This is a genomic window from Pseudomonas sp. MF5691 (assembly GCF_016405645.1).
Taxonomy (GTDB): Bacteria; Pseudomonadota; Gammaproteobacteria; order Pseudomonadales; family Pseudomonadaceae; genus Aquipseudomonas; species Aquipseudomonas shahriarae.
Window position 1 is genome coordinate 83,030 of the sequence record NZ_JAEKDC010000009.1, and the last position, 21,736, is coordinate 104,765.

The window sequence follows — 21,736 nt, forward strand, 5'->3', positions numbered from 1 at the left end:
TAATGAATCTTGACTGAACACTACTTACTGCGGCGCGTTGCCGGGCAAGAGATGTTCCTTGAACGGAAGATCAGCGGGTACGCTGATACCGCTGGCCAGCCACTGACTGCTCCACCCCAATATGAGGTTCTTGGACCAATCTGCAACCAATAGAAATTTTGGCACGAGACTCGACTCCTGCCACCATGCATCCTGCTGTACCGGACCCAGGCTCAACAGCCCGACCGCAACGACCACCAGCAACGCGCCACGCGCGGCACCGAAGGCCATGCCGAGAAATCGATCGGTCCCGGAGAGGCCGGTGACACGTATCAATTCGCCGATAAGATAATTGACCATTGCTCCCACCAGCAGCGTGGCGATGAACATGATGGCGCAGCCCGCGATGACGCGAGCCGAAGGTGTTTCGATATAACCGGCCAGATAAACGGCCAGGGATCCGCCGAACATCCAGGCGACGACTCCTGCAACGATCCAGGTCAGCAGCGACAATGCTTCTTTGACGAAGCCGCGGCTTAGACTGATCAATGCGGAGATGGCGATGATGGCTACGATCGCCCAATCAACCCAGGTAAATGGCACAGTGCAGCCTACAGACGGATAAGGCGGCGCATTTTAGCAGAGCGCTGGGCTATCGGTAAGCGGTGTTTGGCAGTCCATTGCAAATCAATGGGTTGTGGCAAGCCATGGCCACCTCAAGTCAGGCAAAAACCAATGTGGGAGCGGGCTTGCCCGCGATAGCGGCGTGCCAGTCAACTAAACTATCGACTGGTCCACCGTCATCGCGGGCAAGCCCGCTCCCACACAAGCCTGCATACACATTTGGATGTTTCAGCCGCGCTCTGGCTGGAAGCGCACCACAAAGCCCTTCAGGTTCTGCTGGCGACCCAGCAAGTCCCGCAGGCGGTCAGCCTCGGCACGCTCGATCAGCGGACCGACAAATACCCGATTCTTGCCATTGGCAGTTCGGATATACGCGTTATAACCCTGGCTGCGCAGGGTTTTCTGCAAGGCTTCGGCGCTTTCGCGATTGGACAGGCTGGCGAGTTGCACCGACCAACTGATCGGCAGGCCATTCGGATCAATACGGCTTTGCCCCACATCAGGCTTGCCCGGGGCTGCGGGCTGCGGTGGGACCGGTTTCGGCGCAGGAGCAGGTGCAGCCGGCTTGGCGGCAACCACAGGCGCAGGAGCAGGAGCAGGTTTTACCACCGGCACACTCGGCTGGATCGGCGCCGAAGGTGCTTGCTGTTCGGCAATTTCCGCATCGGTCGGCACCGGTTCTTCCTCGGGCAACGCCTGCGGCTCAGGCACCACTACCGGCTCGACCTGGACCTGCGGCATCACCGGCGCCTGGGGCGCCGCCGGTGCTTCGACCGTAACCTGGCGCTGCTCGTCCTGGCGAGAAAACAGCATTGGCAGGAAAATCACCGCCAATGCCACCAGCACCAGGGCTCCGACCATTCGCTGCTTGTATGCGCTATCCAGTAATGCCATGTGCAGCTTCCTCCGTGGAGCGCCGGGCCAACCACTCAAGCGCCTCGGCAACACAATAAAATGATCCGAACAACAGAATCTCGTCCTCGGCCGTTGCCACCGCGCATTGAGCCTCCAATGCAGCGGTTACGCTTGCATGGGACGTCACCGTCGCGCCAAGGTTCTGCAACACCGCCTGCACATCATCCGCCGTACGGGTGCGCGGCGTATCCAGCGGGGCGACGGCCCAGGACTGCACACTGCCCAGCAAAGGCGCGACCACACCGTCCAGATCCTTGTCCGCCAGCAGGCCGAACACCGCCAGACGCCGACCCGCCGGCGCCTGGAGCGACAAACGACGCGCCAGGTACTGCGCAGCATGGGGGTTATGCCCGACATCCAGCAACAGGTTCAAGCGCTTGCCTTGCCACTCGAACGAGCGACGATCCAGGCGCCCGACCACCTGCGTACGCTGCAAGGTATCGGCAATCTGCCCGGCATTCCACGGCAGATCCAGCAACAGGTAGGCCTGCAGGGCGAGCGCGGCGTTTTCCATGGGCAGGTTCAGCAGCGGCAGGTCGTGCAGCTCGACCCCCTGGCCCCGCGCATCGACACCGTGCCACGACCAGCGATCGCCTGCCACTTCCAGGCCGAAGTCCCGGCCCCGCAGGAAAAACGGGCAATCCAGCTCGCGCACCTTATCCAGCAAGGTATGGGGCGGGTCCACATCACCGCACAGCGCCGGCTTGCCCTGGCGGAAGATCCCGGCCTTTTCATAGGCCACGGATTCGCGGGTATCGCCCAGGTAGTCAGCATGATCCACGCCAATGCTGGTCACCAACGCGAGGTCGGCATCCACCACATTGACGGTATCCAGACGACCGCCCAGACCGACTTCCAGCACCACCGCATCCAGTTGTTCACGCTCGAACAGCCAGAACGCGGCCAGGGTGCCCATCTCGAAATAGGTCAGGGAGGTTTCGCCACGTCCAGCATCCAGCGCCGCAAAGGCTTCGCATAACTGCTCGTCAGTGGCTTCGACGCCATTGAGCTGCACACGCTCGTTGTAACGCAGCAAGTGCGGCGAGCTGTAGACGCCCACCTTCAGGCCCTGGGCCTGCAGCAACGCGGCGACGAAAGCGCAGGTAGAACCCTTGCCGTTGGTGCCAGTGACCGTGATCACCCGTGGCGCCGGCCGCCCCAACCCAAGGCGGGCCGCTACCTGTTGCGAGCGCTCCAGCCCCATGTCGATGGCTGACGGATGCAACTGCTCGAGGTAGGCGAGCCATTCGCCCAGGGTTCGTTGGGTCATAGGTTTGCAGGCACCGGCGGCACAACGATGGGCTCGACCTTAGGCGCGACGTACACCGGGGTCGGCAAACCCATCATCTGTGCCAGCAGGTTGCCCAGGCGCGGACGCAGTTCGGAACGGGCAATGATCATGTCGATGGCGCCGTGCTCCAGCAGGAACTCGCTGCGCTGGAAGCCTTCCGGCAGTTTTTCACGTACGGTCTGCTCGATCACGCGTGGGCCGGCAAAGCCGATCAGCGCCTTGGGCTCGCCGACAATCACGTCGCCCAGCATCGCCAGGCTGGCGGAAACGCCGCCGTAGACCGGGTCGGTCAGGACCGAGATGAACGGGATGCCTTCTTCACGCAGACGCGCCAGTACCGCAGAGGTCTTGGCCATTTGCATCAGCGAAATCAGCGCTTCCTGCATCCGCGCACCACCGGAGGCGGCGAAGCAGATCATCGGGCAACGGTTTTCCAGGGCGTAGTTGGCGGCGCGTACAAAACGCTCACCGACAATGGCGCCCATCGAGCCACCCATGAAGGAGAACTCAAACGCCGACACCACCACTGGCATGCCCAGCAGCTTGCCGCTGACGGAGATCAGCGCGTCTTTCTCGCCCGTCTGCTTTTGCGCAGCGGTCAGGCGGTCCTTGTACTTCTTGCCGTCGCGGAACTTGAGGCGGTCCACCGGTTCCAGGTCAGCGCCCAGCTCGGCACGGCCATCGGCGTCGAGGAAAATGTCGATACGGGCGCGGGCGCCGATACGCATGTGGTGATTGCACTTGGGGCAAACGTCCAGGGTCTTTTCCAGCTCCGGGCGGTACAACACCGCGTCGCAGGAGGGGCACTTGTGCCACAGACCTTCAGGGACCGAGCTTTTCTTCACCTCGGAACGCATGATCGAGGGGATCAGTTTGTCTACTAACCAGTTGCTCATGCTTTCTTTCTCCAGTACCGGTGGCTTGAACACAGCCCCGCGTATGCCCTTGAGCTAAATTCATTGATGTGGCGATAACAACTGCAGGACGGGGTCAGACGTTCGACCAGCCATTTCCTGCACCTGCCCTCAGCCTTCCAGACAACCCGCCAGTGCGTGGTTGCCACTTCATTGGCGCCGCCCGAGGGCAACGCCGGCCTGTTTTACACAGTGGTAGTTACTGACGGCGGCAGACTGCCAGCCGTCACATCGCGCCACTGCTGCTGCGCACTGCCTGCATGAATGCGTGAATCTTGCCAGAGTCCTTGATGCCCTTAGCCTGCTCCACCCCGCCACTGACGTCGACGGCATACGGGCGAACCTGGGCAATGGCCTGCGCCACATTGTCAGCGCACAAGCCACCCGCCAGGATGATCGGCTTGCTCAAGCCCTGGGGGATCAGCGACCAATCGAAGGCCTCGCCGGTACCGCCAGGAATGCCCTCGACATAGGCATCGAGCAAAATCCCGCTGGCCCCGGCGTAGGCGGCACAACTGGCGGCGATATCGTCCCCGGCCTTGACCCGCAGCGCCTTGATATACGGGCGATGGTAGCCGGCGCACTCCTCCGGGGTTTCGTCGCCATGGAACTGCAACAGGTCCAGGGGCACCGCATCCAGGGTTTCATTGAGCTCGCAGGCGCTGGCGTTGACGAACAGCCCCACAGTGGTCACGAACGGCGGCAAGCCGGCAATGATCGCCCGGGCCTGTTGCACCGTTACCGCCCGCGGGCTCTTGGCATAAAACACAAAGCCAATGGCGTCAGCCCCCGCCTCGACTGCCGCCAGCGCGTCTTCCATGCGGGTAATCCCGCAAATCTTGCTGCGAACGCCTGACATATCGTCGGAACCTCAGGGGGCTGTCCAGGAAAGTCCCGGATGGTAACAAATGCTTTTCCGGGCGTCAGCCGCCAAGTTCAGTGAAACCAGTGAGGAAGTGTGGCCCGATGAAACGCTGCGGCAACTCGAACTCGTCGCGGTACTCCACCTCCACCAGGTACAGGCCGAACGGGTGCGCCGTAACCCCGCCGGTACGCCGCACCCGGCTCTCCAGCACCTCCCTGGCCCACTCCACCGGGCGCTCGCCGGTGCCGATGGTCATCAGCACCCCGGCGATATTGCGCACCATATGGTGCAGGAACGCCCCGGCGCGGATATCCAGGACAATCATCTTGCCGTGACGGGTCACCCGCAGGTGGTGGACTTCCTTGATCGGCGACTTGGCCTGGCACTGGCCGGCGCGAAAGGCGCTGAAATCGTGGATCCCCACCAGATGCTGGGCCGCTTCAGCCATGCGCTCGGCGTCCAGCGGACGGTGGTTCCAGGTGATTTCTTCGTTCAAGTGCGCCGGACGGATCTGATCGTTGTAGATCACATAGCGGTAACGCCGGGCAATCGCCTTGAACCGCGCATGGAAGTGCGCCGGCATAACCTTGGCCCAGCTGACACTGACATCGTGGGGCAGATTGATATTGGCGCCCATGACCCACGCCTTCATCGAACGCTCGGCCTGGGTGTCAAAATGCACCACTTGCCCGCAGGCATGTACGCCCGCGTCGGTGCGCCCGGCGCACATCAATGAAACCGGCGAGTCGGCGACCTTCGACAGGGCCTTCTCCAGGGTTTCCTGCACGGTCGGCACGCCAGAGGCCTGGCGCTGCCAGCCGCGATAGCGCGAGCCTTTGTATTCCACGCCCAGGGCGATTCTGAAAAAGCCGGCGGCCGCCATTTCGGCGGCCGCGTTATCTATATTTGCCAAGAGCTGAGAGCCTGATAGTTGCGCAAAGGCGGCCATTATAAAGTGCCAGGCCTGGGCCTGGGGCATTTTGTGGGCGCTGGCTTGCCTGCGATAGCCGCGCCTCGTTTTTACTGAGGGACCGAGTCGCCTCTATCGCGGGCAAGCCCGACTCCCCCATTTAAATGCAAAACGGCGACCCGAAGGCCGCCGCTGCGTTAATTGCCGGTAATCACACCAGGCGGCTGAGCATTTCCTTGGCTTCGCTACGCTGGCCGTCGTCACCCTCAGTGAGGACTTCGGCCAGGATGTCACGCGCACCGCCCTCATCGCCCATGTCGATGTAAGCCTGGGCCAGGTCGAGTTTGGTGGCAACTTCGTCGGTACCCGACAGGAAGTCGAATTCCGGCTCATCGTCGCCCTTTGCCGCATCTTCAGCGGTGAAGCTCGGTTCGATCGACGGGCTTTCCAGGCTCTGCGACAGACGTTCCAGCTCGGCGTTGACGTCGTCAAGCTCCGAGGCGAATGCGTCCGGCTTGCTCGATGATGCAGGCTCGTCGGCCAGGGACAGGTCGAAGTCTTCCGGCAGGTCAAAGTCATCCAGCGCAGCTGGCGTCAGGGTGGGCGGCTCGACCGGCGGCAGGTCCTTCATCTCTTCTTCCAGGCCCGAGAGGAAGTCATCGTCGGACTGGGAGGCTGGCGCATCCAGCTGCAAGTCGAGGTCAAAGTCGGACAGATCGTCCGGGCTGGCCTTGGCCTCGGTTTGCTGCTGCAGCACCGACTCAAAGCTCAGGTCATCGACCTCGGGCTCCGGCGCGACCACTGCCGGCGACGCGGCTTCCAGGTCATCCAGGCTCAGGTCGAAATCATTGTCGAAAGCATCGGTTTCAGGCGCGGGAGCAGGCGCCGGTTCTTCCTGGAGCAGATCCTTGACGTACTGCGCATCAAGCGCGGCGGCGGCGACCGCAGCACTGACGCCCGCCGCGAGCACGGCCATGGCCGGGTAGCGATTTTTCAACAGCTCGACCTGGGCGTGGTTCTCGCCATTGGCGACCAACTGGCGCTCCTGGGTCACGAAACCGTCCTTGTCGCCCTGCTGGCCGTAGACTTCCAGGAGCTTGAGGCGCAGGTCACTGCGCGCGGGCTCCAGCTTGATCGCCTCTTCCAGCACGGCCGCCGCCTGGTTCAAGTGACCACGGTCCAGATGGGACTGGGCCTGGGCCAGGGCATCGGAGGAACCGGGTTCGATGATCAGTTTGCTTGGCGGCGCCATGCTGGTCGCCGGGGCAGGCACCGGCGCCACGGCAACCGGAGCTGGAGCTGGAGCTGGAGCCAGCTTGACGCTTGCCGCCGGGACTTCAAGGCCCTCGAAACTGTCCAGAGACAGGTCCTGCTCAATATTCGAGGAAAATTCCGGCTCTTCGGCCAGCGCCCGCGCCATGCGCAGGTGTTTTTCCTCTTCCAGGCGCGCATTGCGATGGCGCGCCCATAGCAGCAGGAGCAACAACACCAGGAGGCCGGCGGCACCACCGATCACCCCGAGGACGATAGGGTTGGTCAGCAGGTCATTGAACTTGCCTTCGGTGCTGGCCACTGGCGCGGGCTCAGCCGGGGTTTCCACTGGCGCGACCACCGGCGCTTCGGCAGCCGGAGCAGGGGCAGCAGGCGCGGTCGGCGCCGCAGCCAGTTCGGCAGGGATTACAGCCGGCTGCGCCGGGGCGCCGCCTTCAGCCTGCAACTTGGCCAGTTGGTTGTTTTTCAACTCAATCAGCCGCTGCAGCTTGTCCAACTGACTTTGCAGGTCAGTCATGCGGCTTTTCAGTTCTTCATTTTCGCGGCGGGTCGAATCCAGGCTTTCCTGGGTCACCGCCAGCTTGTTGTTCAAAGCCTTGCTATCACCCGCCGCGCCCTTGACGCCCGCCTTGGCGGCTTCGGCCGAGACCAGGCTCAGGTTGTCCTTCGCTGCCGTCTGCGACGGCGCTGCGCCGGCCTGGGTACGTTTGGTCGCATCCAGTTGCTGGCGCCCCGCTGCCTGATTGTTAGCGCCACGGCGCCCCTGGCGCCAGGCCGCATTCTGCGCGGTCACTTCGGCGATCGCCTCGGGCTGCGGCAGACTGGTGCTTTGTACCGGGTCCGGCATGCGCAATACCTGGCCGGTCTTCATACGGTTGATGTTGCCGTCGACAAAGGCTCCCGGGTTCAACGCCTGGATCGCCAGCATGGTCTGCTGGATCGAGCCGCCATTGCGATTTTTTGCGGCGATTTCCCACAGGGTGTCGCGAGAAGTCGTGGTGTATTCCGCCGCCTTGGTCACACTGGCAGCAGCAGGCGGGGCAAGACGGGGTGCCGGGGCGCTGGCCTCAGGGGCTTTTTGCTCGAACTTGGCCGGGTCCAGCAAGACGCTGTAGTCACGCATCAACCGACCATTCGGCCATTGCACCTGCAACAGGAAGCGTACATAGGAATCAGGCAATGGCTTGCTCGAGGTGACACGAACCACACTGCGACCGCTGGGGTTGAGCACCGGGGTAAAGGTCAGCTCATCGAGGAACGCCTGGCGATCGACCCCCGCATCCACAAAGGCCTGGGAAGACGCGAGGCTGGGCACGATATCGGAGGCTGTCAGCCCGCCCACGTCGAGCAGCTCGATCTCCACCGACAGAGGCTGGTTCAACTTCGACTTGAGGGTCATCTCCCCAAGTTGCAGCGCTTGCGCCATACCGGAGGACAGCGCCGAGGCGGCCGCTATTGCTAACACCAGTTTGCGAACTTGAACCATAGCCTCATCCTTTGTTTGAACACTCCTCGGCCGGCGAGAAGGTTGGGTACCGCTGCCATTCGGCATGGCGAGCCGATAGTTCACCGACGCGCAACTTTTCCTGCATGGGGCCAAGCATAGCGCTTGGCTAGAATCAATCTACAAATTGCCGCCAAGTATCTTTTACACAAGGTGTTTTATCAACAACTGTGCCAGTTGCACGGCGTTAAGCGCCGCGCCTTTGCGTACGTTATCTGACGTCAGCCACAAGTTTAGTTCCGCCGGGTCGTCGATGCCGGCACGCACCCGCCCCACGTAGACCACGTCCTGACCGACCGCATCCCCAACGGCTGTAGGGTAATCGCCCTCTTCCACCAGTTCGATGCCCGGCGCCGCTTCCAACGCGCGATTCACTGCGCCCAGGTCCACAGCGCCCGCCAGTTGCAGGGACACGCTCAGGCTATCGCCAAAAAACACCGGAGCTTGAACGCAGGTCGCGGAAATTTTCAGTAACGGTAGTTCAAGCAGGGCGCGCAGTTCGTGGACCAGGCGCTTTTCCAGGGCAGTGTGGCCCTGCGCATCCGGCGTGCCGACCTGGGCCAACAGGTTGAAAGCCATCTGCCGGTCAAAGAATTTGGGTTCCAGGGGCCGTACATTCAGCAGCTCGGCGGTTTGCCGGGCCAGTTCGCTGACGGCTTCACGGCCCTGGGCGGACACCGCCAGGTTAGCGGTGACGCTGACGCGCTGGATATCCAACAGCCCCCGCAGCGGCGCGAGGACCACTGCCAGATGGGTGGCGCAAGGGCTTGGGCTACCGAGCTGGAATGGTTTTTTCAAACCGTCCAGCATCTGGGCATTGGCTTCCGGCACCACCTGGGGCGCCTGTTCGGCCGGCAAGGCGCCGGACAGGTCGATCAACGAGCAACCCGCCGCAGTGGCGCGGGGGGCGAAACTCAAGGTGACCGCCGGGCCTGCGGCGAAGAAAGCCAGTTGCACCTTGCTGAAATCAAATTCATCGACTTCCCGCACCCGCACATTTTTGCCGCGAAACGGCACCGACGCGCCGGCCGACTCGCTACTGGCCAGCAGGTGCAAGGTGCCTACCGGAAAATCCAGTTCTTCGAGGATCTGCACCAGGGTTTCGCCAACCGTACCGGTGGCGCCGATCACGGCGATATCAAAGGTCTGGGTCATGGAGGCTGCCTCGGGCATTGCGGGGGGAGCGGCACTTTACCGGGTGGTGGGGAGTGAGGCAATGATCGTTCCCATGCTCTGCGTGGGAACGCTGCCGTGGACGCTCCGCGTCCATTCCTGAGGCTGTGACGCGGAGCGTCAGGGGAGGCATTCCCACGCGGAGCGTGGGAACGATCAGGCATAAAAAACCCGCGCCTGTCACCAGAACGCGGGTTTCTTCAACACCACAAAGCGATCAACGCTCCAGCAGGATCCGCAACATCCGGCGCAGCGGCTCGGCCGCGCCCCACAGCAGCTGGTCACCTACAGTGAAGGCGCCCAGGTACTGGGTGCCCATGTTCAGCTTGCGCAGACGGCCCACCGGTACATTCAGGGTGCCTGTGACCTTGGTCGGGCTCAGCTCCTGCATGCTGATTTCGCGGCTGTTCGGCACCAGCTTGACCCATGGGTTGTGCTGGCTGATCAGCCCTTCGATGTCGGCGATCGGCACATCTTTGTTGAGCTTGATGGTCAGCGCCTGGCTGTGGCAGCGCATGGCGCCGATCCGCACACAGATACCGTCCACCGGGATCGGGTTCTTGAAGCGCCCGAGGATCTTGTTGGTCTCGGCCTGGGCCTTCCACTCTTCGCGGCTCTGGCCGTTCGGCAGTTCCTTGTCGATCCACGGGATCAGGCTGCCGGCCAAGGGCACGCCGAAGTTCTCGGTCGGGTAGGCGTCGCTGCGCATGGCCTCGGCCACACGGCGGTCGATATCGAGGATCGCGCTGGCCGGGTCAGCCAGTTGATCGGCGACGGCCGCGTGGGTCGCGCCCATCTGCTTGATCAGCTCACGCATGTTCTGCGCGCCGGCACCGGAGGCCGCCTGATAGGTCATGGCGCTCATCCACTCCACCAGCCCGGCTTCGAACAGGCCACCCAGGCCCATCAGCATCAGGCTGACGGTGCAGTTGCCGCCGACATAGTTCTTGGTGCCGGCGTCGAGCTGCTGGTCGATGACCTTGCGGTTGACCGGGTCGAGGATGATCACCGCGTCGTCCTGCATACGCAGGCTGGACGCGGCGTCGATCCAGTAGCCCTGCCAGCCGGCTTCGCGCAGCTTGGGGAAGACTTCACTGGTGTAGTCGCCACCCTGGCAGGTCAGAATGACGTCGAGGGTCTTCAGCTCTTCAATGTTGTAGGCGTCCTTGAGCGGGGCGATATCCTTGCCCACGGACGGCCCTTGGCCACCGACATTCGAAGTGGTGAAAAACACCGGCTCAATAAGATCGAAATCCTGCTCTTCCAGCATCCGCTGCATGAGCACGGAACCGACCATACCGCGCCAACCGATCAGACCTACACGTTTCATCGCAACTACACCTTGTTAAAAAGTGGGCCGCCTTGCAGCAACAACTGCAAGCGGGCCAGAGAGATTACAGATTCCGCAGCGCGGCGACTACTGCGTCGCCCATTTCCTGCGTCCCGACCTTGGTGCAACCCTGTGACCAGATGTCGCCGGTACGCAGGCCCTGGTCCAGCACCAGGCTCACCGCCTGCTCGATGGCATCCGCCGCTGCGCTCAGGTTGAAGCTGTAGCGCAACATCATCGACACCGACAAAATGGTCGCCAACGGGTTGGCAATGCCCTGGCCCGCGATGTCCGGCGCCGAACCGTGGCACGGCTCGTACATGCCCTTGTTGTTGGTGTCCAGGGACGCCGACGGCAGCATGCCGATGGAACCGGTGAGCATCGAAGCCTGGTCAGACAGGATGTCGCCAAACAGGTTGTCGGTGACGATCACGTCGAACTGCTTGGGCGCACGCACCAGTTGCATGGCGGCGTTATCCACATACATGTGGCTCAGCTCGACGTCCGGGTAATCCTTGGCCACTTCTTCGACGATTTCGCGCCACAGTTGGCTGGACGCCAGGACGTTGGCCTTGTCCACCGAGCAGACCTTCTTGCCACGCACACGGGCCATGTCGAAACCGACACGGGCGATGCGGCGGATTTCGCTCTCGCTGTACGGCAGGGTGTCGTAGGCCTGGCGCTCGCCATTCTCCAGCTCACGCACGCCCCGTGGCGAGCCGAAGTAGATGCCACCGGTCAGCTCACGCACGATCAGGATATCCAGGCCCGCCACCACTTCCGGCTTGAGGCTCGACGCGTCGGCCAGTTGCGGATAGAGGATCGCCGGGCGCAGGTTACCGAACAGGCCCAGTTGCGCACGGATCTTCAGCAGGCCGCGTTCTGGGCGGATGTCGCGTTCGATCTTGTCCCATTTCGGCCCGCCCACGGCGCCGAGTAGCACGGCGTCGGCAGCACGGGCGCGGTCGAGGGTTTCATCGGCCAGGGGCACGCCGTGCTTGTCGATGGCGGCGCCGCCGATCACGTCGTGGCTCAATTCAAAGCCCAGGCTGTACTTGCTGTTGGCCAATTCCAGGACCTTGACCGCTTCGGCCATGATTTCCGGGCCAATACCGTCGCCAGGGAGAATCAGAATCTGCTTGCTCATGAGTTCCTCATTTCATCAAGCGACCCGCCCGTGGGCAGGTCGGGAAAAATTAATCAGCGCTCAGCGAACACCACCAGCACGTCGGTGCTGAAGGTGCCGTCGGCTTGAATTTCATAGTAATCGCGCACTTCCTGGCCCATCGCCTGCTGCAACGCCAGGATTGCTGCGCGCAATACGGGCGGGGTGCGCATGCGTTCGACCCACGAGGTGTATTCCAGGCGCAGGCGCTGGCGACTGCTGTTGCGCACATGCAGGCCGGCTTCGTTGAGCTGGCGCATCCACTCGCCGGCGCAATAATCGCGCACATGGCTGGTGTCGCGCAGCACTTCGACGGTTTGCAGGTAAGTGTCCAACAGCGGGCTGCCCGGTGACAAGACATCGACAAACGCCGCCACGCCGCCCGGCTTGAGCACCCGGCGCACTTCGCGCAGGGCCAGGCCGAGGTCGCTCCAGTGATGGGCCGAGTAGCGGCTGAACACGAAGTCGAACTCGCCATCGGCGAATGGCAGGCGCTCGGCGGCGCCGTGCAGGGTGCGGATGTTGTCCAGGCCGCGCTCCACTGCCGCCGCGGCGACCACGTCGAGCATCTGCTGGGACAGGTCGTAGGCCACCACTTCCTTGACCAGCGGTGCTACATGGAAACTCACGTGACCGGCGCCACAGCCCAGGTCCAGCAGGCGTGCCGCGCCCTGCCCGGCCAGTTCGGCCTGCAGCAGTGCGAACTCGGTGCCCTGGGCGTGCACGGCACTGCTCAGGTAGGCCGAGGCCTGTTCGCCGAATTGTTTTTGCACGACTTGGGTGTGGGCGGTGCTGGTCATGGTGATGTTCCTGGCTTTTGTGGTGTTAATACAGGCCTTTCGCGAGCAAGCCCGCCCCCACATTTGAGCGCATTTCAACTGAAGGAACTCGGTCGAATGCGAGAGCGGGCTTGCTCGCGAAGGGGCCAGTCCAGCCTACATAGAATTACGCATCACGAAACAACCAAGGCTGGCTGGCCCGGTGCTTGGCTTCAAACGCGGCAATCGCCTCGCCGTCCTGCAAGGTCAGGCCGATATCGTCCAGGCCATTGATCAGGCAGTGTTTGCGGAAGGCATCCACTTCAAAGTGGTACACCTTGCCATCCGGACGGGTCACGGTCTGTGCGGCGAGGTCGACGGTCAACTGGTAGCCGACATTGGCTTCCACTTGCTGGAACAACTCGTCCACTTCGGCATCGCTCAAGATGATCGGCAGCAAGCCGTTCTTGAAGCTGTTGTTGAAGAAGATGTCGGCGTAGCTCGGCGCGATAATGCTGCGAAAGCCATATTCTTCCAGGGCCCACGGCGCGTGTTCACGGCTGGAGCCGCAACCGAAGTTTTCCCGGGCCAACAACACGCTGGCGCCCTGATAGCGCTCGGCGTTGAGCACAAAATCCTTGTTCAACGGGCGCTTGGAGTTGTCCTGGTAGGCGTAGCCCACGTCCAGGTAGCGCCACTCATCGAACAGGTTCGGGCCGAAACCGGTGCGCTTGATCGACTTCAAGAACTGCTTGGGGATGATCTGGTCGGTGTCCACGTTGGCACGGTCCAACGGCGCGACAAGACCGGTGTGTTGGGTAAAAGCTCTCATCGGGTATTCCTCAGATCAATTCGCGAACGTCGATGAAACGACCGTTGACGGCAGCGGCGGCGGCCATGGCCGGGCTGACCAGGTGGGTACGGCCACCGGCGCCCTGACGCCCTTCGAAGTTACGGTTGGAGGTGGACGCGCAATGCTCCCCCGACTCCAAACGGTCCGGGTTCATCGCCAGGCACATCGAGCAGCCCGGCTCACGCCATTCAAAACCGGCTTCGAGGAAGATCTTGTCCAGCCCTTCGGCCTCAGCCTGGGCCTTCACCAGGCCCGAACCTGGCACCACAATGGCTTGCTTGATGGTCGAGGCCACTTTGCGGCCCTTGGCGATCACCGCCGCGGCGCGCAAGTCTTCGATCCGCGAGTTGGTGCAGGAACCGATAAACACGCGGTCCAACTGGATGTCGGTGATCGCCTGGTTGGCTTTCAAGCCCATGTACTTCAAGGCGCGCTCGATGGAGCCGCGCTTGACCAGATCGGCTTCCTGGGCCGGGTCCGGCACGTTCTGATCAACGGCCAGGACCATTTCCGGCGAGGTGCCCCAGCTGACCTGTGGCTTGATCTGGGCCGCGTCGAGCTCGACCACGGTATCGAACACCGCGTCGGCGTCGGACACCAGGTCTTTCCAGGCCTCGACGGCAGCCTCCCACTCGGCGCCAGCCGGTGCGAAAGGTCGGCCTTTGACGTATTCCACGGTTTTTTCATCCGCCGCGACCATGCCCACCCGGGCACCGGCTTCGATGGACATGTTGCAGATGGTCATGCGGCCTTCGATGGACAGGTCGCGAATCGCGCTGCCGGCAAACTCGATGGCATGCCCATTACCGCCAGCGGTACCGATCTTGCCGATCACGGCCAGCACGATGTCCTTGGCGGTCACACCGAACGGCAACTTGCCTTCGACGCGCACCAGCATGTTCTTCATTTTTTTGGCGACCAGGCACTGGGTGGCGAACACGTGTTCTACCTCGGAGGTGCCAATGCCGTGGGCCAGGGCGCCGAATGCACCGTGGGTCGAGGTGTGGGAGTCGCCGCAGACCACAGTCATGCCCGGCAAGGTCGCGCCCTGCTCCGGGCCGATCACGTGGACGATGCCCTGGCGCACGTCGTTCATCTTGAATTCGGTGATGCCGTACTCGTCGCAATAGTCGTCGAGAGTCTGGACCTGCAAACGCGAGACCTGGTCGGCAATGGCTTCGATGCCGCCCTTGCGCTCCGGGGTGGTTGGCACGTTGTGGTCCGGGGTGGCGATGATCGAGTCGACGCGCCAAGGCTTGCGCCCGGCCAGTCGCAGGCCTTCGAACGCTTGGGGCGAGGTCACTTCGTGGATGATGTGACGGTCGATGTAGATCAGCGACGACCCATCATCGCGCCGTTTCACTTCATGGGAATCCCAGAGTTTGTCGTAAAGCGTTTTGCCGGCCATCAGTCGGTCCTCATCAGCGTCTTTCTATGCCCTGGGCGTTGAACGATTCAATAACCCTTTGGCTTGTGAGGCTGATGCTATGGCGTTACATTAAATAACTCAAATTCATATTTTTTATGCTTTGGATAACCGACTGGAATACCACTATGGACCTGGCCAACCTCAATGCCTTTATTGCCATCGCCGAAACCGGCAGCTTCTCCGGGGCCGGAGAGCGCCTGCACCTGACGCAACCGGCGATCAGCAAGCGCATTGCCGGCCTTGAGCAGCAATTGAAGGTGCGCTTGTTCGATCGGCTGGGCCGTGAGGTCGGCCTGACAGAGGCCGGACGCGCCCTGCTGCCCCGTGCCTATCAGATCCTCAATGTGCTGGACGACACTCGCCGCGCCCTGACCAACCTGACCGGCGAAGTCAGCGGACGCCTGACTCTGGCGACCAGCCATCACATCGGGCTGCATCGCCTGCCCCCGGTATTGCGCACCTTTACCCGGGAATACCCGAATGTGGCCCTGGATATTCAGTTCCTGGACTCGGAAGTGGCCTACGAGGAAATCCTCCACGGCCGCGCCGAAGTGGCGGTCATCACCCTGGCCCCGGAGCCCCACAGCCTGGTGCGGGCCACCCCGGTGTGGGACGACCCCCTGGATTTCGTGGTGGCGCCCGAACACAGCCTGGCCAGTAACGGCACCATCAGCCTGACCGACATTGCCCGACACCCGGCGGTATTCCCCGGCGGCAACACCTTTACCCACCATATCGTGCACCGCTTGTTCGAGGCCCAGGGCCTGACGCCGAACATCGCCATGAGCACTAACTACCTGGAAACCATCAAGATGATGGTCTCCATCGGCCTGGCCTGGAGTGTCTTGCCGCGCACCATGCTTGATGATCAAGTGGCCAGTATCGCTTTACCGGGCATACAGCTCAGTCGCCAGCTAGGCTATATCGTGCACACCGAAAGGACGCTGTCGAACGCTGCGCGGGCTTTCATGAGCCTATTGGATGCACAGGTTGATCCGGCCGCGACGCCGGCATGAGGCCGTGCGGCCTGTAGACCCTGTTCCCGCGCCGAATGCCCATCGAGCCAAGGCCCCTTGATAATGCCCAACCCCGTCGATCCCGTGCCGCCGCTGCCCCGCATCCACGCCCTGGACCCCCAGCAGGCGGAACAAAGCTGGGAAAATGCCCCGCAGCTGTTGGCGGCGCTCAATGCCGCACGGCTCGGTGCCTGGAGCTGGGATATCGACTGCGGACGGATCAGTTGGTCGCGCGGCACCCAGGCGCTATTCGGTTTCGACCCCCGGCAGCCGTTGCCCAAGGACCTGGACTACCTCGACTTGCTGGCCGCCGAAGACCGCGGCCGCGTGATCCGCGCGTTTCACGCGGTCCTGGCTGGCGCGCCCTTCGAACAAGCCATGCATCACCGCATCCAGTGGCCGGACGGCAGCCTGCACTGGCTGGAAATCAACGGCAGCCTGCAGCCGGATGCTTCGGGGCGCCGCCGGATGATCGGGGTGATCCGTGAAACCACCCAGCAGCGCGAGCGCGAACATGCCCTGGGCCACTCGGAAAAACGCTTCGCCACGCTGTTCCACCTGTGCCCGAACATGGTCCTGCTGACCCGCCAGGAAGACGGCCTGATCAGCGAGGCCAACCAGTATTTCGAAAGCCTGTTCGGCTGGCCGGTCAACGATGCCATTGGTCGCACCACCCTCGACCTGGGGCTGTGGGTCCACCCCGAGCAACGGGCCCTGTTGGTCAGGGCGACCCAGCGCAAAGGCGAACCGATCACCATGGAGGTGCAATTTCGCGCCAGCAATGGGCAAATCCATGACGGCACCCTCAGTGCGCAAAAGGTCGAACTCGACGGCCAGGCCTACCTCATCAGCACCTTCCTCGACACCACCGAGCGCAAGAACGCCGAGCAGGCTCTCAAGGACAGTCAGGAGCGCCTGGACCTGGCCCTGGACTCGGCCCAACTGGGCACCTGGGACTGGCATATCCCCAGCGGCATGCTTTATGGCTCGGCGCGGGCCGCACAGTTGCACGGCCTGGATCCGCACCCGTTCCATGAGTCCTTCGATGCTTTTTTTGAAGGCATGCCCGATGAAGAGCGCGCCAGCATGCGCGATGCCTATCGCACCCTGCGTGAAGGGCCGGCCGGCAACTACCAGTTGACCTACCGCGTGCAACTGGGAGACGGCAGCTCGCGCTACCTGGAAAGCCGCGCCCGCCTGTATCGCGACGCCCAGGGCGCGCCGCTGCGCATGGCGGGCACCTTGCTGGATATCACCGACCAGGTCGAACGTGAACAGCGCCTGAGCGCCTCCGAAGAAAAGTTCGCCAGCCTGTTCCTCGCCAGCCCCGACCCGATTTGCGTGACCACTCTGGCCAGCGGCGAATTCGTTGAGATCAACCCCAGTTTTACCCAGACCTTTGGCTGGAGCGCCGCCGAAGTCATCAACCACACCGCCGAGCAGATCGGCTTGTGGGATGAGCCGACCCAACGCCTGCAGCGCATCGAGCAAGTGATTCGCGAACAGGCGCTGAACAATGTGGCCATCATCGTCCATCACAAAAATGGCCAGCGCCTGACCTGCATGATTTCCAGCCGGTTGATCAAGGTCGGCCACCAGCGCTGCGTGGTCACCACCCTGCGCGATATCACCCAGCAACAGCGCTCGGAAGCGGCGCTCAAGGCCAGCGAAGAAAAGTTCGCCAAGGCCTTCCATTCCAGCCCCGACGCCGTGTCCATTACCGAGCGCGACACTGGGCGCTACGTGGAGGTCAATGACGGTTTCTGCCGCCTGACCGGCTACCGCGCCGAGGAAGCGATCGGCCTGACCCTCTACCAGATCGGTATCTGGGCCGACGAAAACCAGCGCACCACGCTATTGGCCGAATTACAGGTCAAAGGCCGCATCCATCACATGGACATGCTCTGGCACAACAAACGCGGCGAGTTGCTGGCGGTGGAGGTGTCGGTCGAGCCGATTACCCTCAATGAAACGCCGTGCCTGCTGCTGACCGCACGGGATGTGAGCCTGCTGAAAAGTGCGCAGGCGCAGATCCGTCACCTGGCTTATCACGACCCCCTGACCAACCTGCCCAACCGCGCCCTGCTGATGGACCGCCTGAGCCAGCAGATCGCCTTGCTCAAACGCCACAACCTGCGGGGCGCGCTGCTGTTTCTGGACCTGGATCACTTCAAGCACATCAACGATTCCCTCGGCCACCCGGTGGGCGACACCGTGCTGAAAATCGTCACCGCACGCCTGGAAGCCAGCGTGCGCATGGAGGACACGGTGGCGCGCCTGGGCGGCGATGAGTTCGTGGTGCTGCTCAGCGGCCTGGAGGGTTCGCGAACTGAGGTCAGTAAACAGGTGCAATTGCTGTCCAACACCCTGCGCGAGTTGCTGTCCGAGCCAATGTTTCTCGATGGCCAGCGCTTGCAGGTCACCCCCAGTATCGGCGTGGCGCTGATCCCCGATCACGGCTCGACGCCGGCGGACCTGCTCAAGCGCGCGGATATCGCCCTGTATCGGGCCAAGGACTCGGGGCGCAACACCACGCAGATGTTCCATAACAGCATGCAACGCACTGCCAGCGAGCGCCTGCGCATGGAGACGGATCTGCGCCTGGCGTTATCACGGGGCGAGTTCAGCGTGCATTACCAGCCCCAGGTGGATGCCCGGGACAATCGCATTGTCGGCGCCGAGGCCCTGGTGCGCTGGCAGCATCCGCAACTGGGGGCACAGTCACCCACAGAGTTCATCAAGGTCCTGGAAGACAGCGGACTGATCCTTGAGGTCGGCACCTGGATCCTCGACGAAGCCTGCGCCGCGTTTGCCCGCCTGATCGCCGAAGGCCTGGTGGAGCCGGAAGGCTTCAGCCTGTGCGTGAATATCAGCCCCCGGCAGTTTCGCCAGAACGACTTTGTCGAACGGGTGGAGCGCAGCCTGACGCAGCATCACTTGCCGTTCAGCTTGCTGAAACTGGAAATCACCGAAGGCATTGTGATTCAGAATCTGGACGACACCATCAGCAAAATGCGCCGCCTGAAAAAGCTCGGGGTCAGCTTTGCCATGGACGATTTCGGCACCGGTTATTCATCCTTGACCTACCTCAAGCGCCTGCCGGTCGATGCGTTGAAAATCGATCAGTCATTTGTGCGCGACGCCACCCACGACCCCAACGACGCCGAGATCATCCGCGCGATCGTGGCCATGGCGCGCAGCCTGAACCTGGAGGTGATTGCCGAAGGTGTGGAAACCCCTGAGCAACTGGCGTTCCTGCAAGGCCTGGGCTGCCATTTGTATCAAGGCTATTTGCACAGCCGGCCATTGCCCCTGGAGGCATTTACGCTGCTATTGAGGTAAGCGCAGGGAGAGCGCCAAATACCCTCAGCCCTGCACCTGCCTTACACCAACTTCAACGCACGCAGGAAGTAGTCCTGCCATTGCGATTGGACCAAATTGCACTTTTGCCCATACATATCCAGCATCCCGCCAATGACCACCACCGAGTGGTGGGAGTTGGCCAGGGTGCCAATCGCCCCATTTATCAGTTCTTTTACCGTGCTTTCACGGACATAGGCCGACAGCCCAAGCCTGCGCAGCGCCGCTCCCGGATACTCACCGTCGTTCAGGGTTTCCATGGCCATCTCAAAACTCTGACGAGCACGGCCGTCGTTGTTCTCCCACTGCGCCCGTTTGGCACTCGCGGCGTACAAGAAATTGGCATCGGCCAGCAATGACGGATTGGTGCCCTTCAAGTTGGAGGCTGCCTGGGCCTTTCTCAGCTCATCATGGGTCAGGGTCAACTTATAAGAATCTCTCATGACCACTTCATAGCCTTCAGCGGTGACCGTGACCTTTTTAAAGATGTCTTGCGGGCGTTGCCCAAACCTCATCATCGCCGCCTTGATCGCTGATACGGTGACACAGTTGCCTTCTACCCCTTGATAAAAGCCACTCCAGATATCAGCGGGGGGGACACCCACGGGCGCACGGGATAACTTCAGCGCACCTGTCTCGAGACTTGCGGGCGATGCCTCCGGCGCCTGCGTGTCATTGAACAACATATACCCGTAACTTCGATCAACTCTTTGCTTGTGTCCGTAGTTATGCTGGGTGCTATCCATGACAAAGGCCGAGCCAAAATTATGTGTCTCCACTACACCCAACGCGCCGCTGGCGGCCATATCAGTAGTGGGCACAAACTGGGCAAAACCAATCATTCCCATGCCCCGCAGGCAGTTCTGCGTGGTTTCGCCTTCAAGGCTCTTGCGTAAGGCCTGCTCGAAACTGCCATATTCCCCGGTTTGTTGTTTACGCTTGGCAAACGCCGCCAGCACAACATTGGCATCGGCAATGGCCGAACTGTCATTGCCAGCAAATCGCGATGCCTTCGCCGTCAGTTTTAGTTCCTCTTTGGAAATATGCACCTTAAACTCATCTTTCATCGTGATGTCATAACCATCCCCCGCGACTTTCACTTCCTCAAACATATCCCGTGGGTTTTGACCAAATGTCATCATCATCATTTTAATAACCGCCGCATGGGTGCTGCTATCAAAGCACTCACCAAAACCACGCGGGGTGGCGGTAAAAGCATTCAAGATATCATCGGGTTTCTTGCCACGTTTTATCGACAACTCCCCTGAGGAAAAACCATTGGCCGGCTCAAGAGCCGCCTTATAACCATCAGAAATTAACGGATTAAACATACTTACATTCATGACACCCCCTACCCACAACAATATTAGAGACACGACAAAAACACATTGTTAAAAAATAACAAATGCCAGACATTGAAAAGCCAGAAAAATGAACAACAAAAACCTGTGCAGGATAACTACAGCGACTCTTATTTTTAAAGCTTACTCAACAGACCCTCTACAACTTTACTCAACCGATTAAAGCCACTGCATCCCCGTACGTTGGCGCCCTGCCTTTTCGGCCCCACAACTCCTCCCGACCATCAATCACTGCAACCGAATGCATGGCCCGATTGACCATCCCTACCTGCCCCCGGGCCAGGGTGCTTACAGGGACACGTTTCATATAATGTATTAAGCCCAGCCGCTGAAAACCTTCACCGGGACCATTTTCATCTTCGCCATTATTGAGACTGCGTATCGCCGCGCTAAAACTTCTCGCAGCCCTGCCATCGTTATTATCCAAATGCGCACGCTTGACACTGCAAGCAAACATGAACTCAGCATCCTTGAGTGCGCCTTTGTCTCGTCCAAAAAACCGTGCCCCTGCAGCCGCCTGCTTCAACTCCTGGTGGCTCACGGTCAAGTAATAGCCATCGCGCATCGTGACCTCATAGCCCTGGGCGGTTTTACGAACGCGTTTATAAACATCGGTAGGGCTTTGCCCAAACTTATGCATGGCTGCCTTGATCGCCGAAACAGTCACGCAATTGCCATCGGGCCCTTGGCGGAAACCGCCCCAGATATCGTCACACTTGGCCCCATTGCGCTTACTCGATAGGTCAGGAAGAGGTGTAGGTGCCGTCTCCGGTTCTGGCACTACCGGTGTTGGCTTAACCTCCGGTCTGACCGGCTCGGGAACAACCTTGACGGTGTCTTGTTCGTTACGGCCTGACAGCAATGCTGAAAGCTGGCTCAAGAAAGCGCTGAACATCGAAATAATGGCCTGCAAGTCCACCGCAGGCTTCTTCACCTCACCCGTCGCCCGCTTGAAGTGGTTATTTACCGAGTGCTGACGGGAAGCCGTGCTGCCCCCCAAACGCTGTATCGAGGGCC

At 61.4% G+C, this 21,736-nt stretch carries 17 protein-coding genes; 2 read left to right on the forward strand and 15 right to left on the reverse strand.

Going from position 1 to position 21,736, the window contains the following annotated elements; genetic code table 11:
- Window positions 1-24 precede the first annotated feature (24 nt).
- From JFT44_RS14995 to leuC, 13 genes are all read right to left on the reverse strand, one after another.
- Window positions 25-582, reverse strand: a complete 558-nt coding sequence (locus JFT44_RS14995; protein WP_057438613.1) for a CvpA family protein — start codon at window positions 580-582, stop codon at window positions 25-27.
- A 249-nt stretch (window positions 583-831) separates the two neighbouring features.
- A complete protein-coding gene (locus JFT44_RS15000) occupies window positions 832-1,497 on the reverse strand; it encodes an SPOR domain-containing protein (protein WP_198830860.1) in 666 nt (221 codons plus the stop codon).
- Window positions 1,481-2,788 carry a bifunctional tetrahydrofolate synthase/dihydrofolate synthase gene (gene folC / locus JFT44_RS15005; RefSeq protein WP_057438611.1) on the reverse strand — a complete coding sequence of 436 codons (1,308 nt, stop codon included), beginning with the start codon at window positions 2,786-2,788 and terminating at the stop codon, window positions 1,481-1,483. The genes JFT44_RS15000 and folC overlap by 17 nt, the downstream gene beginning before the upstream one ends.
- Window positions 2,785-3,705, reverse strand: coding sequence for an acetyl-CoA carboxylase, carboxyltransferase subunit beta (gene accD / locus JFT44_RS15010; protein ID WP_038442050.1), 921 nt, complete (start codon window positions 3,703-3,705; stop codon window positions 2,785-2,787). The genes folC and accD overlap by 4 nt, the downstream gene beginning before the upstream one ends.
- Window positions 3,706-3,949: 244 nt before the next feature.
- Window positions 3,950-4,582 (reverse strand): phosphoribosylanthranilate isomerase, encoded by a 633-nt coding sequence (locus tag JFT44_RS15015; protein ID WP_057438610.1) that lies wholly within the window; start codon window positions 4,580-4,582, stop codon window positions 3,950-3,952.
- 64 nt (window positions 4,583-4,646) lie between these two features.
- Window positions 4,647-5,471, reverse strand: a complete 825-nt coding sequence (gene truA, locus JFT44_RS15020) for a tRNA pseudouridine(38-40) synthase TruA (protein ID WP_057438609.1) — start codon at window positions 5,469-5,471, stop codon at window positions 4,647-4,649.
- A gap of 238 nt (window positions 5,472-5,709) precedes the next feature.
- The gene (locus JFT44_RS15025; protein ID WP_198830861.1) at window positions 5,710-8,256 is read right to left on the reverse strand and encodes a FimV family protein; all 2,547 of its coding nucleotides are present in this window, start codon (window positions 8,254-8,256) and stop codon (window positions 5,710-5,712) included.
- A 162-nt stretch (window positions 8,257-8,418) separates the two neighbouring features.
- Complete coding sequence (locus JFT44_RS15030) at window positions 8,419-9,429, reverse strand: aspartate-semialdehyde dehydrogenase (RefSeq protein ID WP_057960178.1); 1,011 nt, start codon at window positions 9,427-9,429, stop codon at window positions 8,419-8,421.
- A gap of 235 nt (window positions 9,430-9,664) precedes the next feature.
- The gene (gene asd / locus JFT44_RS15035; protein WP_057444111.1) at window positions 9,665-10,777 is read right to left on the reverse strand and encodes an aspartate-semialdehyde dehydrogenase; all 1,113 of its coding nucleotides are present in this window, start codon (window positions 10,775-10,777) and stop codon (window positions 9,665-9,667) included.
- 64 nt (window positions 10,778-10,841) lie between these two features.
- Window positions 10,842-11,924 carry a 3-isopropylmalate dehydrogenase gene (gene leuB / locus JFT44_RS15040; protein WP_057438607.1) on the reverse strand — a complete coding sequence of 361 codons (1,083 nt, stop codon included), beginning with the start codon at window positions 11,922-11,924 and terminating at the stop codon, window positions 10,842-10,844.
- 53 nt (window positions 11,925-11,977) lie between these two features.
- Window positions 11,978-12,742, reverse strand: coding sequence for a class I SAM-dependent methyltransferase (locus tag JFT44_RS15045; RefSeq protein WP_057960179.1), 765 nt, complete (start codon window positions 12,740-12,742; stop codon window positions 11,978-11,980).
- 145 nt (window positions 12,743-12,887) lie between these two features.
- Window positions 12,888-13,532, reverse strand: a complete 645-nt coding sequence (gene leuD / locus JFT44_RS15050; protein ID WP_057438605.1) for a 3-isopropylmalate dehydratase small subunit — start codon at window positions 13,530-13,532, stop codon at window positions 12,888-12,890.
- Window positions 13,533-13,542: 10 nt separating this feature from the next.
- Window positions 13,543-14,961 (reverse strand): 3-isopropylmalate dehydratase large subunit, encoded by a 1,419-nt coding sequence (gene leuC / locus JFT44_RS15055; RefSeq protein WP_057438604.1) that lies wholly within the window; start codon window positions 14,959-14,961, stop codon window positions 13,543-13,545.
- Between the two features lie 146 nt (window positions 14,962-15,107).
- Here leuC and JFT44_RS15060 point away from each other — a divergent pair, with 146 nt between their 5' ends.
- A complete protein-coding gene (locus JFT44_RS15060; protein ID WP_057438603.1) occupies window positions 15,108-15,998 on the forward strand; it encodes a LysR family transcriptional regulator in 891 nt (296 codons plus the stop codon).
- A gap of 63 nt (window positions 15,999-16,061) precedes the next feature.
- Window positions 16,062-19,340, forward strand: coding sequence for an EAL domain-containing protein (locus JFT44_RS15065; protein WP_057960181.1), 3,279 nt, complete (start codon window positions 16,062-16,064; stop codon window positions 19,338-19,340).
- Window positions 19,341-19,381: 41 nt separating this feature from the next.
- Here the strand turns inward: JFT44_RS15065 and JFT44_RS15070 are convergent, their stop codons facing one another.
- A complete protein-coding gene (locus JFT44_RS15070; RefSeq protein ID WP_198830862.1) occupies window positions 19,382-20,701 on the reverse strand; it encodes a hypothetical protein in 1,320 nt (439 codons plus the stop codon).
- A 169-nt stretch (window positions 20,702-20,870) separates the two neighbouring features.
- Window positions 20,871-21,653, reverse strand: a complete 783-nt coding sequence (locus JFT44_RS15075) for a hypothetical protein (RefSeq protein WP_239688437.1) — start codon at window positions 21,651-21,653, stop codon at window positions 20,871-20,873.
- Window positions 21,654-21,736 lie beyond the last annotated feature (83 nt).

Excerpts from the sequence above, each read along its gene's own strand:
- folC (WP_057438611.1), bottom strand. The coding sequence starts at position 2,788 with ATGACCCAACGAACCCTGGGCGAATGGCTCGCCTACCTCGAGCAGTTG.
- leuC (WP_057438604.1), bottom strand. The coding sequence starts at position 14,961 with ATGGCCGGCAAAACGCTTTACGACAAACTCTGGGATTCCCATGAAGTG.
- JFT44_RS15015 (WP_057438610.1), bottom strand. The coding sequence starts at position 4,582 with ATGTCAGGCGTTCGCAGCAAGATTTGCGGGATTACCCGCATGGAAGAC.
- JFT44_RS15060 (WP_057438603.1), top strand. The coding sequence starts at position 15,108 with ATGGACCTGGCCAACCTCAATGCCTTTATTGCCATCGCCGAAACCGGC.
- JFT44_RS15070 (WP_198830862.1), bottom strand. The coding sequence starts at position 20,701 with ATGAATGTAAGTATGTTTAATCCGTTAATTTCTGATGGTTATAAGGCG.
- JFT44_RS15065 (WP_057960181.1), top strand. The coding sequence starts at position 16,062 with ATGCCCAACCCCGTCGATCCCGTGCCGCCGCTGCCCCGCATCCACGCC.
- leuB (WP_057438607.1), bottom strand. The coding sequence starts at position 11,924 with ATGAGCAAGCAGATTCTGATTCTCCCTGGCGACGGTATTGGCCCGGAA.
- asd (WP_057444111.1), bottom strand. The coding sequence starts at position 10,777 with ATGAAACGTGTAGGTCTGATCGGTTGGCGCGGTATGGTCGGTTCCGTG.
- leuD (WP_057438605.1), bottom strand. The coding sequence starts at position 13,532 with ATGAGAGCTTTTACCCAACACACCGGTCTTGTCGCGCCGTTGGACCGT.
- JFT44_RS15025 (WP_198830861.1), bottom strand. The coding sequence starts at position 8,256 with ATGGTTCAAGTTCGCAAACTGGTGTTAGCAATAGCGGCCGCCTCGGCG.
- truA (WP_057438609.1), bottom strand. The coding sequence starts at position 5,471 with ATGGCGGCCGCCGGCTTTTTCAGAATCGCCCTGGGCGTGGAATACAAA.
- JFT44_RS15045 (WP_057960179.1), bottom strand. The coding sequence starts at position 12,742 with ATGACCAGCACCGCCCACACCCAAGTCGTGCAAAAACAATTCGGCGAA.
- accD (WP_038442050.1), bottom strand. The coding sequence starts at position 3,705 with ATGAGCAACTGGTTAGTAGACAAACTGATCCCCTCGATCATGCGTTCC.
- JFT44_RS15000 (WP_198830860.1), bottom strand. The coding sequence starts at position 1,497 with ATGGCATTACTGGATAGCGCATACAAGCAGCGAATGGTCGGAGCCCTG.
- JFT44_RS15030 (WP_057960178.1), bottom strand. The coding sequence starts at position 9,429 with ATGACCCAGACCTTTGATATCGCCGTGATCGGCGCCACCGGTACGGTT.